Origin of the sequence: Streptomyces sp. 11x1, from assembly GCF_032598905.1 — a bacterium.
GTDB lineage: Bacteria > Actinomycetota > Actinomycetes > Streptomycetales > Streptomycetaceae > Streptomyces.
Genome location: NZ_CP122458.1, coordinates 1,229,226 through 1,241,011, shown reverse-complemented (window position 1 = coordinate 1,241,011; position 11,786 = coordinate 1,229,226). Strand labels below are relative to the sequence as shown.

General features: G+C 69.6%; 10 protein-coding genes and 1 pseudogene. 6 read left to right on the top strand and 5 right to left on the bottom strand.

Annotated elements, in window-relative coordinates; all coding sequences use genetic code 11:
* Positions 1-36: 36 nt before the first annotated feature.
* From P8T65_RS05830 to P8T65_RS05820, 3 genes are all read left to right on the top strand, one after another.
* Entirely contained in the window at positions 37-996 is a 960-nt protein-coding gene (locus P8T65_RS05830; protein ID WP_316724308.1) for a sugar ABC transporter permease, read from the top strand.
* Positions 996-1,829, top strand: coding sequence for a carbohydrate ABC transporter permease (locus P8T65_RS05825; protein WP_184902218.1), 834 nt, complete (start codon positions 996-998; stop codon positions 1,827-1,829). Before P8T65_RS05830 ends, P8T65_RS05825 begins: the two co-directional genes overlap by 1 nt.
* 96 nt (positions 1,830-1,925) lie before the next feature.
* Positions 1,926-3,119, top strand: a complete 1,194-nt coding sequence (locus tag P8T65_RS05820; RefSeq protein WP_316724307.1) for a sn-glycerol-3-phosphate ABC transporter ATP-binding protein UgpC — start codon at positions 1,926-1,928, stop codon at positions 3,117-3,119.
* Between the two features lie 77 nt (positions 3,120-3,196).
* On the opposite strand, the gene P8T65_RS05815 is transcribed toward P8T65_RS05820, so the two are convergent.
* Complete coding sequence (locus tag P8T65_RS05815; RefSeq protein WP_316731495.1) at positions 3,197-4,084, bottom strand: peptidoglycan-binding protein; 888 nt, start codon at positions 4,082-4,084, stop codon at positions 3,197-3,199.
* Between the two features lie 189 nt (positions 4,085-4,273).
* Positions 4,274-4,477, bottom strand: a pseudogene (locus tag P8T65_RS05810) (helix-turn-helix domain-containing protein); the annotation flags it as partial.
* Positions 4,478-4,745: 268 nt separating this feature from the next.
* Here P8T65_RS05810 and P8T65_RS05805 point away from each other — a divergent pair.
* The gene (locus P8T65_RS05805) at positions 4,746-5,288 is read left to right on the top strand and encodes a peptidoglycan-binding domain-containing protein (protein WP_316724306.1); all 543 of its coding nucleotides are present in this window, start codon (positions 4,746-4,748) and stop codon (positions 5,286-5,288) included.
* Positions 5,289-5,344: 56 nt separating this feature from the next.
* Here the strand turns inward: P8T65_RS05805 and P8T65_RS05800 are convergent, their stop codons facing one another.
* A complete protein-coding gene (locus P8T65_RS05800) occupies positions 5,345-6,379 on the bottom strand; it encodes a glycoside hydrolase family 43 protein (protein ID WP_399098401.1) in 1,035 nt (344 codons plus the stop codon).
* 112 nt (positions 6,380-6,491) lie between these two features.
* Here P8T65_RS05800 and P8T65_RS05795 point away from each other — a divergent pair, with 112 nt between their 5' ends.
* A complete protein-coding gene (locus P8T65_RS05795) occupies positions 6,492-7,475 on the top strand; it encodes an aldo/keto reductase (RefSeq protein WP_316724305.1) in 984 nt (327 codons plus the stop codon).
* A 210-nt stretch (positions 7,476-7,685) separates the two neighbouring features.
* Here the strand turns inward: P8T65_RS05795 and P8T65_RS05790 are convergent, their stop codons facing one another.
* Positions 7,686-8,165, bottom strand: a complete 480-nt coding sequence (locus P8T65_RS05790; protein WP_316724304.1) for a transcriptional regulator, SarA/Rot family — start codon at positions 8,163-8,165, stop codon at positions 7,686-7,688.
* Between the two features lie 225 nt (positions 8,166-8,390).
* Between P8T65_RS05790 and P8T65_RS05785 the strand changes: the two genes are divergently transcribed.
* Positions 8,391-9,359, top strand: coding sequence for an alpha/beta hydrolase (locus P8T65_RS05785; RefSeq protein ID WP_316724303.1), 969 nt, complete (start codon positions 8,391-8,393; stop codon positions 9,357-9,359).
* Between the two features lie 103 nt (positions 9,360-9,462).
* Here the strand turns inward: P8T65_RS05785 and P8T65_RS05780 are convergent, their stop codons facing one another.
* Positions 9,463-11,682 carry an NADP-dependent isocitrate dehydrogenase gene (locus P8T65_RS05780; RefSeq protein ID WP_316724302.1) on the bottom strand — a complete coding sequence of 740 codons (2,220 nt, stop codon included), beginning with the start codon at positions 11,680-11,682 and terminating at the stop codon, positions 9,463-9,465.
* Between the last annotated feature and the right edge of the window lie 104 nt (positions 11,683-11,786).

Genomic DNA, 11,786 nt, shown 5'->3' with positions numbered 1-11,786 from the left:
CCGCACCGCGCGGGCGTCGTCCCCGGGCGGCCGGACATGAGCACGCGGGCGCGACCCGCCGGAGCACCGACGCCCCCCGGGTCGGAGACGGGGCGGGTGAAGGCGGACCGGGCGGCGCTCTCGGCGGGTGCCAGACAGGAGCGGCGGCTCGGCTGGCTGCTCTGCGCGCCCGCGGTCGTCGTCATGACGGCGGTGACCGCCTACCCCATCGGGTACGCCGTCTATCTGTCCCTCCAGCGGTACGACCTGCGCTTTCCCGGACGGGCGGAGTTCGTGGGCCTGGACAACTACGGGGCGGTGCTCTCCTCGCCGTTCTGGTGGGACGCCTTCTGGGTCACGCTGTTCATCACCGCCGTGTCGGTGGCGATCGAACTGGTCCTCGGAATGGGACTCGCCCTGGTGATGCACCGCACGATCTTCTGGCGCGGCGCCGTCCGCACGGCGGTCCTCGTCCCGTACGGGATCGTCACCGTGGTCGCCGCCTTTTCCTGGCAGTACGCCTGGACCCCGGAACTCGGGTATCTCGCCGAGCTGTTGCCCAGCGGAGAGGCTCCGCTGACCGAACAGTGGTCCGCCCTCTGGCTGATCATCCTCGCCGAGGTGTGGAAGACGACGCCCTTCATGGCCCTGCTGCTCCTCGCGGGCCTCGCTCTGGTCCCCGAGGAGACCCTGAAGGCGGCCATGGTGGACGGGGCCACCGCCTGGCAGCGGTTCACCAAGGTCATGCTGCCGCTGATGAAACCGGCGATCCTGGTGGCGCTGCTCTTCCGCACACTGGACGCGTTCCGGATCTTCGACAACATCTACATCCTGACCGCGGGCGCCCAGGGGACCGGGTCCCTGTCGATCCTCGGGTACGACAACCTGTTCACCGCGCTGAACCTGGGCATCGGGTCGGCGATCTCCGTCCTCATCTTCATCTGCGTCGGGATCATCGCCTTCGCCTTCGTCAAGATGTTCGGCACCGCGGCCCCGGGCTCGGAGGTGCGGAACTGATGGCCGAGGCGGGAAAGACGCATGCCGCCCGATGGGGTGTCATCAACCTGGTGGTGGTCCTGTATGCCCTGTTCCCGGTGTGGTGGATCGCCGCGCTGTCGTTCAAGGACCCCGCCACCCTCACGGACGGCGACTACATCCCCAGGGACTGGACCCTGGAGAACTACCGCGGCATCTTCGAGACCTCCGAGTTCACCCGTGCGCTGATCAACTCGATCGGCATCGCCCTGATCGCCACGGTGATCGCGGTGGCGCTCGGCACCATGGCAGCCTACGCGGTGGCCCGGCTGCGCTTCCCCGGCAAGCGGGTGCTCATCGGTATGTCCCTGCTGATCGCCATGTTCCCGCCGATCTCCCTGGTGTCACCGCTGTTCAACATCGAGCGGATCATCGGGATCTTCGACACCTGGATCGGGCTGATCATCCCGTACATGACCTTCTCCCTGCCGCTGGCGATCTACACCCTGTCGGCGTTCTTCCGGGAGATCCCCTGGGATCTGGAGAAGGCCGCCAAGGTCGACGGGGCGACGCCCGCGCAGGCGTTCCGGATGGTCATCGTGCCGCTGGCCGCGCCGGGCGTGTTCACCACGGCCATTCTCGTGTTCATCTTCTGCTGGAACGACTTCCTGTTCGCGATCTCCCTGACGTCCACCGAGTCCGCGCGCACCGTACCGGCCGCGATCGCGTTCTTCACCGGAAGCTCCCAGTTCCAGCAGCCGACAGGCTCGATCGCCGCAGCCGCTGTGGTCATCACCATCCCGATCATCGTTTTCGTCCTGTTCTTCCAGCGGCGGATCGTCGCCGGACTGACCTCCGGGGCAGTCAAGGGGTGAACGGGATGACCGCGGCGGACGGGCCCGGTCCGGGACACCGGACACCGGACGGCGGTACTCGGACCCGGAAGGCATGAAGGCAAGGAGGCACCATCCATGGCCGAGATCATCCTCGAGGGAGTCACCAAGCGTTTTCCCGACGGGGCCGTCGCCGTGCGGGACGTGGACCTCGAGATCGCCGACGGCGAGTTCGTGATCCTGGTCGGTCCGTCGGGATGCGGCAAGTCCACCACCCTGAACATGATCGCCGGACTCGAGGACATCACCGAGGGCACCCTGCGCATCGGCGACCGAGTCGTCAACGACCTGGCCCCCAAGGAACGCGACGTCGCCATGGTGTTCCAGAGCTATGCCCTGTACCCGCACATGAACGTCCGGGAGAACATGGGCTTCCCGTTGCGTCTGGCCAGGGTGGACAAGGACACCATCGACGCCAAGGTGACGGAGGCCGCCCGCATCCTCGACCTCACCGATCACCTGGACCGCAAACCCGCCAACCTCTCGGGCGGACAGCGCCAGCGGGTGGCCATGGGGCGGGCCATCGTCCGTGATCCCAAGGCATTCCTGATGGACGAGCCACTGTCCAACCTGGATGCCAAACTCCGGGTACAGATGCGCACTCAGATCTCCCGGCTGCAGCGGCGCCTCGGCACGACCACTGTGTACGTCACCCACGACCAGACCGAGGCGATGACGCTCGGCGACCGCGTCGTGGTCATGCGACAGGGACTGGTCCAGCAGATCGGCACGCCCGCCGACCTGTACGACCTGCCGCGCAACATCTTCGTCGCGGGCTTCATCGGCTCCCCGGCGATGAACTTCCTGAACGCCACCCTGGAGGGCGGTGCCCTGCGCTCGTCCCTGGGCGACCTGACCCTCGACGACCGTACGAGGCAGGCGCTGGAACGTCAGGACGCGCCCCGCGAGGTCATCGTCGGGCTGCGGCCGGAGGCATTCGAGGACGTGGCCCTGTCACATGGCCAGGACCGGACGGGGCCGGTCTTCACCGCCACCGTGGACGTGATGGAGTCACTGGGCTCCGATGTGTACGTCTACTTCAGTGCGGAGGGCGGCCCCGCGACGACCACCGAACTGGAGGAGCTCGCCAAGGACTCGGGGCTGCGCGACACCGGCGCCGACACGCAGAACATCGTGGCCCGACTGGACGCCGCCACGCGTGCCCGCGAGGGCGAACCGCTGGAGCTGCGGGTCGACATGGCCAAGGCTCATGTGTTCGACCCGGCGACCGGAGCGAACCTCACGCATCCGATGAGGGAGAGCGCGGACTGACGACGCGGAAGGCGGAAGACGGCGCGCGGCGGCAGGCCCGAAGCCGTACCGGTGCGACCGGTACGGCTTTCTCCGTTTCAGGCGGAGGGCTCCGAGGCGGAGGGTTTCGAGGAGGAGGACTCGGTGTACGCGCGCTCGCAGTAGGGCCAGTCGCCGAAGTCGCCCGCGCGTTTCCACAGGCGGTGGGCCGCCTGGATGTTCCACTCCGGTTCCAGGGCCTTGCGCGGGGTGCCGCCGAGTTCGCGCAGCCGGGTGTCGGAGATCTGGAAGACGCCCCAGTTCCTGGTGCCGTTGGTGTTCGGCAGGATGTGGAGAGGGTCGAGGAAGGACTGGCAGTCGGCGATCGCGACCGCGTGGTCGGGGTCCTCCGCGAACACCTGCCGGACGCGTTGGCGTACCTTCTTCGGCGACCAACTCCGTATACGCGCCTTCGGTTCGTAGAGCGCCCGCTTCGTCTCGGTGCCGACCACGCCGTCCGGGTCGAGGCCGTGCAGCACCTGGAACGCGGTGACGCGGCGCAGGGTCTGCGGTCCGAAGGAGCTGTCCACGGAGATGTCCGCGCCGACCGCGGCGAGCAGTCGCTGCACCTCTTTGACGCAGGTGTCGTGCTGGCCCATGCCGACCGGTTCCGCGCACGCGGCGGAGAACAGCAGCCGTCCGTCGTCCGCGTCCTCGGTGGCGGCCTGCTGACGGGTCGCCAGCGTGATCCAGGTCCCGCAGGCCACCAGGAGGAGAAAGCAGAGACCGAGGATCGGCAGCGCACGTCGGCGCCAGGGGGTGACTGCCACCGCTCCGGCCAGCGCCCCGGCCTGTGCCCCCGCCCTCCCGTCCGCCGTAGGCACCGTCCCGGCCGTGGTGGCCGCGCTCCCGGCCGCCGAAGGGTCGGTCTCGGCCGACGACGCCACGGCCCCGGCCGTCGACAGCACGGTCCCGGCCGCCGCCGTCGACACGGGTTCCGCCGTCATCGACCCAGGTTCCGGGACCGCCGTCGGAGCCCGTTCCGTCCCGTCCGGTCTCGTGGCGGGCCGACCCGCTTTCGGAGCCTGCCCCTCCCCTTCCGCTTTCCCTTCCCCCTCGGCTTCCCTCTCGCCTTCCCCCTCGGCGCGCATCCGGCTCATGTCGGCCACTGCCCAGAGCCGGTGGAGTTCTCGCAATTCGGTCGGGGAGGCTCCGCAGATCAACGCGAAGCGGTGCACAGGGCCGTAGTCCGGCGGCACGTACGAACCCGAGCAGTAGCGGTGGAGGGAGGATCTGCTGCTGCCGGTGCGTTGGGCGAGCGCCTCGTAACTCAGGCCCGACCGCTCCTTCAACGACCGCAGGAACGCCGCGAATCGTTCGGGATCGACGGTGGCTCTCACAAGTTCCCCTAGTAATCGGTCAGTTGGAGATCGGACCCTAGAGCATTTTCACCCCGTGCGCATCTTGTGTTCGCCGTGTGCGTATTTGGTGCACGCCTCACCGATGTCCCACCGGCGTCCCAGAGGCACGGGAAACGCCCAGGCAGCGCGGACGACGGCATCCCACTCTCCCATGACCTGCGGTTTTCCTTGCCGCGCCGGCTCCCTCGTCGCCAGAGTCTGCGGTGCTCGCCGGGCAACGGTCCGGTGGCTCGAAGAGAGGACTCCCATGAGCTTGCGCACGCGATTCAAGCTGGCCGCCTGCACCGTCGGCGTCGTGGCCACGGCCACCCTCGCGCTCGGGACCACGCCGGCCGCCGCGAGCGGGACGTACAGCGGGCTCGCCTACGTCTACGGTGCCGACAGCTACACCGACGACTGGGGCAACGAGGGCATCCTGTCGACCGGCACCAACACCAACTCCAACGCCACCTGCCTGTGGCAGAAGATCCTCTGGGCGGACGGGTTCCTCGACTCCGCCGCGCACATCGACGGCAAATTCGGCCCCAGGACCAAGGCCGCGACCGAGGACCTCCAGAGGTACTTCGCCCTCGGTGTCGACGGATCGGTCGGCCAGGAGACCTTCGGCCACATGGACAAGTGGCTCTACTTCGTGTCCGGCAGCACCGCCGACGGTCACACCGCGAACCTGCGCTACGACGGGATCGTGCGCGACTTCAACCTCAGCCGCAACGCGGACGGCAACTACAGCTTCCCCGACGGCGACGGCAACACGCGGCTCGCCGGCTACAACTACCTGTCCTGCACCTGATCCTCCTGCGCGTCCGGCGGCGCCCGACCGCGGCCAGGGGGGTGTCGCGGTCGGGCTCAACCGCCTCCGTCGAGGTCGTCACGGCGGCGCAGCACGCTGAGTTCGTCGCCGTCGAGCCGCATCTCGTAGAGCTTGCCGCGGGCGTTCTCGAAGGGGCGGTGGAGGATCATCATCAACCGGCCGTCGAAGGTGTGGAACAGCATGCCGTGGCCGCTGTCCTCCCGGACCAGCGGCCGCCGTTGGTCCCACGGCCCGGTGAGGTCGCCCGACCTGGAGACCGCGTAGGTCTGTACGTAACCGCCGCTGATCGTGCCGTCGTCACCAGCCACGTTCTTCTCGTACGTCGACCACAGCATCAGCAGGGAGCCGTCGGGCGTCCGGTACAGCTGGGGGCCGTCGGTGATGTACGGCGCGAGCTGGTGCGGCACTCCGCCGGGGATCTGGTCGGTGAGCCAGGACGCGTCGGAGGCCTTGAACAGGAAGACCGGGTTCTCGAGAGTGCGGGCCAGATCCGGGGCCAGCCGGATCGCCTCCATCGTGCCGTCGACGGTCTGCAGCCACTCGTGCGCGTACACCATCCAGGGCTGCCCGGCCGCGTCGACGTACAGCGTGCCGTCGAGGGTCATGAGGTGCTCGGGCAGGGTGGGACGCGTGGGGTCCACGACGGTGAACGGGCCCAGCAGCGAGTCGGACACCGCGGTGACCGTGCCGCGCATATGGTTCGGGAGCTGGAAGGGCGTGCCGTACCGGCCGGCCGGTGGCACCTTGAGCGGCTTCCCCTCGTCGTGCAGCGTGGTGAAAAGGTAGTACCTGCCGTCCCACGCGTGCACCTCCGGCGCCCACGCGCCGTCCGTCGCCCAGATTCCCTCCTGCTCCTCCGTCCGGAACACCACGACCGGCCGCGTCCAGTCCCGCAGATCGGTGCTGCGGTAGACCATCGTGCCGGTCCCGTCCACACCCGAGACGGCAGGATCATTGGACGTGTAGAGGTGATACGTACGGGTCTCGGCGTCGGCGACGACGAACGGATCGTGCAGCGGCATGTCGGGAAGCCGCAGGTCCGCGAGGCGAATGGGTTCGGTTTCGGTCACGGCCGAAGGATAGTGACCGGAGATCGGCCGACGAAGGGCGTTGACTTCGCGTGCGCTTCAAGTTGAAGACTCCCTTCGGGCCCGAGAGCCGGGCGGAACGGGAGACGGCAGCATGAAGTACCGCACGATAGGCAGTGATCCGGCGACCCGCCGCGAGGTGAGCGTGCTCGCGCTCGGCTCGATGCTGTTCGGCTCGCGGACGGACGAGAAGACCTCCTTCGCCCTGCTCGACCGCTATGTCGAGGCGGGCGGGAACTTCATCGACACGTCCGACAACTACGCGTTCTGGATCGACGGCGGACAGGGCGGCCAGAGCGAGGAACTGCTCGGCCGGTGGCGGCGCAGCCGGGGCGTCGGCGAGGAGATCGTCATCGCCACCAAGCTCGGCGCCCGCCCCCTCGCACCCGGCACCGGCTACGTCGACAACGCCGAGGGCCTGTCGGCGAAGGTGATCCGGGAATCGGCCGAACGCAGCCGGGAACGCCTCGGCGTGGAGCGGCTGGACCTGCTCTACGCCCACATCGAGGACCGTACGGTGACGGCGCGGGAGACCGTCGAGGGGTTCGCGGAACTCGTCGCCGAGGGCGCGGTCGGACTGCTCGGCGCGAGCAACCACGCCGTCTGGCGGGTGGAGCGGGCCCGCGCCCTCGCCGCTGCGGCGGGGCTGCCCGGCTACGAGGTGCTCCAGTACCACCACAGCCATCTGCGCCCGCGCACCGACGTCCCCAGCGATCTCTGGGCCGACGGCACCCTCGGCGCGGCCACCGCCGAACTGCTGAGCTATCTGGAGGCCGAGCCCGGCCTCACCCTGGTCGCCTACTCGCCCCTGCTCAAGGGCGGTTACGTACGGCCGGACACCCTTGCGTCGGACTACGACCACCCCGGCACCCCCGCCCGGCTGAAGGTGCTGGGCCAGGTGGCACGGGAGACCGGCGCGACGGTCAACCAGGTCGTGCTGGCCTGGCAGTTGAGCGGCCGGTTCCCGATCGTCCCGCTGGCGGGGGTGTCGTCGCTCGACCAACTGGAGGAGAACCTGGGCGCGGTGGAGCTGGAGCTGACGGAGGAGCAGCGGGCCCGGCTGGACGCCGCACACTAGGCCCTGTCGTCACATTCCCGCCTGCCCCGCGACGCCATGCACGCGCTCTCGACGCGCCGGGCACTGACCCGAGTACGTCCAGTACGCGAGTCAGCGCCCGGTACGCCGAGAGCACGCTCCCCCGGTCTCGGCTGCGCTCGACCGGGAGGTACCCCCACGACGCCGCCAGGCCGCCCTTCGGGCGACGACGGGAATGTGACGACGTCCGGGTCAGCCCTGGCTGACGTTGGCCGTGAGCAGCCGCAGCAACTGCTTGGCCATGGTGTGCTGTTCGGGGGACAGCCCCATGGCCTCGCCGATGTCCACGGGGACGCTCCGGGCCCGCTCCTCCAGCCGGGCGCCGGCGTCGGTGAGGCGGATGGAGACGGAGCGCTCGTCGTCCGTACGGCGCTCGCGGCGCAGCAGGCCGCCGGCCTCCAGGCGCTTCAGGAGCGGGGAGAGGGTGCTGGACTCCAGCTGGAGCGCCGTGCCCAGGTCCCGCACGGAGATCGAGTCCTGCTCCCAGAGCACCAGCATGACCAGGTACTGCGGATAGGTCAGCCCCAGCTCGTCCAGCAGGGGCCGGTAGCGGGCGGTCACCGCGCGCGAGGCGGCGTACAGGGCGAAACAGAGCTGGTCGTCCAGGAGCAGTGTGTGCCCCCGTGTCGATTCCGCCCCGGCAGCGGTCGCGATGTCGCCGGCTGTGCTCACGGTGTCGCTCCTCGGTCCCGTGCTCTCGCATGACGATCTCCCACCCTACCCGCGGGTCATCCCACTCTATCGGGCACTAAGGGATCGAGCGACAGTGAATTGTGCACATATTAGTTGTGCGCGATGTAATCGAGCGCTACTGTCTTGGTTGTGCCGCCCAACCGGCGAAGGGCATCTCCCCAACCTGCCCGCCGCACCCGTCGCACCTCTCGCGAGGAGATCGTCATGACCGAGACCACCGACCCCCGTCCCGTCCTCGAACCCGCCGCCGCGGCCTTCGTCGAGGCGACCGCGAACCCGCCGTACCTCTTCGACCTCGGGCCGGTCGAGGGCCGCAAGGTCGTCGACGAGGTGCAGTCGGGCGACATCGCGAAGCCGGCCGTGGACGAGGAGTGGGTGACCGTGTCGGGCGGGCCCACCGGCGAGGTCAAGGCCCGTGTCGTCCGCCCGGCGGGCGTCGGGGGCGTGCTGCCGGTGATCCTCTACATCCACGGCGCGGGCTGGGTGTTCGGCAACGCCCACACCCACGACCGGCTGGTGCGCGAGCTGGCCGTGGGCGCGGGGGCCGCGGTCGTCTTCCCCGAGTACGACCTCTCGCCCGAGGCCCGCTATCCGGTGGCCGTCGAGCAGAACTACACGGTGGCCCGCTGGATCGTCGCCGAGGGTGCCGACCGGGGCCTCGACGCCACCCGGATCGCCGTGGCCGGTGACTCCGTCGGCGGCAACATGACCGCTGCGCTGACCCTGATGGCCAAGGAGCGGGGCGATGTGCCCCTGGTCCAGCAGGTGCTCTTCTACCCGGTCACCGACGCGGCCTTCGACACCGGTTCCTACCGCCGCTTCGCCGAGGGCTACTTCCTGCGGCGCGACGCCATGCGGTGGTTCTGGGACCAGTACACGACCGGCGAGGAGGAGCGCGCCGAGATCACCGCCTCACCGCTGCGCGCCACGGCGGAGCAGCTGCGGGGGCTGCCGCCGGCCCTCGTGATCACCGCCGAGGCCGACGTCCTGCGCGACGAGGGCGAGGCGTACGCCGACAAGCTCCGCGAGGCCGGGGTGCCGGTGACCGCCGTGCGCTACCAGGGGATCATCCACGACTTCGTCATGCTGAACGCCCTGCGCGGGACGCACGCAGCCGAGGCCGCCATCGGCCAGGTGATCGCCACCCTGCGCGCGGCGCTCGGCACGGTCTGACCGTCGTACGCCCCCGCGACAGCACGCCGCCCCGGCCGGGAGTGATCCCGGCCGGGGCCGCGGTGTGCGGACGGGAGGGTCCGCACGGGGGGTGCGGCGAGGCTCAGGCGAAGTTCGCCAGCGCCTCGTTCCAGGTGGCGGACGGGCGCATGACCGCCGCGGCCTTGGCCGGGTCGGGCTGGTAGTAGCCGCCGATGTCGGCCGGCCTGCCCTGGACGGCGATCAGCTCGTCGACGATCCGCTGCTCGTTCGCCGTGAGGGTCTCGGCGAGCGGGGCGAACGTCTTGGCCAGGTCGGCGTCGTCGGTCTGGGCGGCCAGCTCCTGGGCCCAGTACAGGGACAGGTAGAAGTGGCTGCCGCGGTTGTCGATGCCGCCGACGCGACGCGAGGGGGACTTGTCCTCGTTGAGGAAGGTCGCCGTGGCGCGGTCCAGGGTGTCGGCGAGGACCTTGGCCTTGGTGTTGCCGGTGGCCGTGGCGTACTGCTCCAGGGACGGGACCAGGGCGAAGAACTCGCCGAGGGAGTCCCAGCGCAGGTAGTTCTCCTTGACCAGCTGCTGGACGTGCTTCGGGGCGGAGCCGCCGGCGCCCGTCTCGAAGAGGCCGCCGCCCGCCATCAGCGGGACGACCGACAGCATCTTGGCGCTGGTGCCCAGTTCCAGGATCGGGAACAGGTCGGTGAGGTAGTCACGCAGCACGTTGCCGGTCACCGAGATGGTGTTCTCGCCGCGGCGGATGCGCTCCACCGACAGTTCGGTGGCCTCGACCGGGGCGAGGATGCGGATGTCCAGGCCCTCGGTGTCGTGCTCCGGCAGGTAGGCGTTGACCTTGGCGATCAGGTTGGCGTCGTGCGCGCGGGTCTCGTCCAGCCAGAACACGGCCGGGTCGCCGGTGGCGCGGGCGCGGGTGACGGCCAGCTTGACCCAGTCGCGGATCGGGTCGTCCTTGGTCTGGCAGGCGCGGAAGATGTCACCGGCGGAGACCGTCTGCTCGATGACGACGTTGCCGGCCTGGTCGACGAGGCGGACCGTGCCGGTGGTCGGGATCTCGAAGGTCTTGTCGTGGGAGCCGTACTCCTCGGCCTTCTGCGCCATGAGGCCGACGTTCGGGACGGAGCCCATGGTCGACGGGTCGTAGGCCCCGTTGGCGCGGCAGTCGTCGATCGCGACCTGGTAGACACCCGCGTACGAGGAGTCCGGGAGCACCGCGAGGGTGTCGGCCTCCTGGCCGTCCGGGCCCCACATGTGACCGGAGGTGCGGATCATGGCCGGCATCGAGGCGTCGACGATGACGTCGGACGGCACGTGCAGGTTGGTGATGCCCTTGTCGGAGTCGACCATCGCCAGGGCCGGGCCCTCGGCGAGCTCGGCGTCGAAGGAGGCCTTGATCTCGGCGCCCTCCGGCAGGGCCTGAAGGCCCTTGTAGATGCCGCCCAGACCGTCGTTCGGGGACAGACCGGCCGCGGCCAGCGTCTCGCCGTACTGCGCGAAGGTCTTCGGGAAGAAGGCGCGCACGACGTGACCGAAGACGATCGGGTCGGAGACCTTCATCATCGTGGCCTTGAGGTGCACGGAGAACAGGACGTCCTCGGCCTTGGCGCGGGCGACCTGCGCGGTCAGGAACTCGCGCAGCGCGGCGACGCGCATCACGGAGGCGTCGACGACCTCGCCCGCGAGGACGGGTACGGACTCGCGCAGCACGGTGGTGGAGCCGTCGTCGCCGACCAGCTCGATCTTCAGCGAGCCGGCCTCGGAGATCACCGCGGACTTCTCGGTGGAGCGGAAGTCGTTCTCGGCCATGGTCGCGACGTTCGTCTTGGAGTCGGCGGACCAGGCGCCCATGCGGTGCGGGTGGGTCTTGGCGTAGTTCTTGACCGAGGCGGGGGCGCGGCGGTCCGAGTTGCCCTCACGCAGGACCGGGTTCACGGCGGAACCCTTGATCTTGTCGTAGCGGGCGCGGATCTCCCGCTCCTCGTCGGACTTCGGGTCGTCCGGGTAGTCCGGCAGCGCGTAGCCCTGCCCCTGCAACTCGGCGACGGCGGCCTTGAGCTGCGGGATCGACGCCGAGATGTTCGGCAGCTTGATGATGTTCGCCGCGGGCGTCTTGGCCAGCGCGCCCAGCTCCGAGAGGGCGTCGGGGATGCGCTGGCCCTCCTCCAGGTACTCCGGGAAGACGGCGATGATGCGCCCGGCCAGCGAGATGTCACGGGTCTCGACGGAGACGCCGGCCTGCGAGGCGTACGCCTTGATCACGGGCAGGAACGAGTGGGTCGCCAGGGCGGGCGCCTCGTCAGTGTGCGTATAGATGATGGTCGAGTCAGTCACCGGGTGCTCCGCTCCACGTCTGCAACATTGCTCGACATCAAGATATCTCGTGCGGGGGCGGTACTCGACAGGGGGCGGGGAGAGGGGCGCGTTGTCGGGTGCGG

What these genes read in the sequence shown, in the direction of transcription:
- P8T65_RS05795 (WP_316724305.1), top strand. Translation starts at nt 6,492, where the DNA reads ATGAAGTACCGCACGATAGGCAGTGATCCGGCGACCCGCCGCGAGGTG.
- P8T65_RS05785 (WP_316724303.1), top strand. Translation starts at nt 8,391, where the DNA reads ATGACCGAGACCACCGACCCCCGTCCCGTCCTCGAACCCGCCGCCGCG.
- P8T65_RS05830 (WP_316724308.1), top strand. Translation starts at nt 37, where the DNA reads ATGAGCACGCGGGCGCGACCCGCCGGAGCACCGACGCCCCCCGGGTCG.
- P8T65_RS05820 (WP_316724307.1), top strand. Translation starts at nt 1,926, where the DNA reads ATGGCCGAGATCATCCTCGAGGGAGTCACCAAGCGTTTTCCCGACGGG.
- P8T65_RS05805 (WP_316724306.1), top strand. Translation starts at nt 4,746, where the DNA reads ATGAGCTTGCGCACGCGATTCAAGCTGGCCGCCTGCACCGTCGGCGTC.
- P8T65_RS05825 (WP_184902218.1), top strand. Translation starts at nt 996, where the DNA reads ATGGCCGAGGCGGGAAAGACGCATGCCGCCCGATGGGGTGTCATCAAC.
- P8T65_RS05815 (WP_316731495.1), bottom strand. Translation starts at nt 4,084, where the DNA reads ATGACGGCGGAACCCGTGTCGACGGCGGCGGCCGGGACCGTGCTGTCG.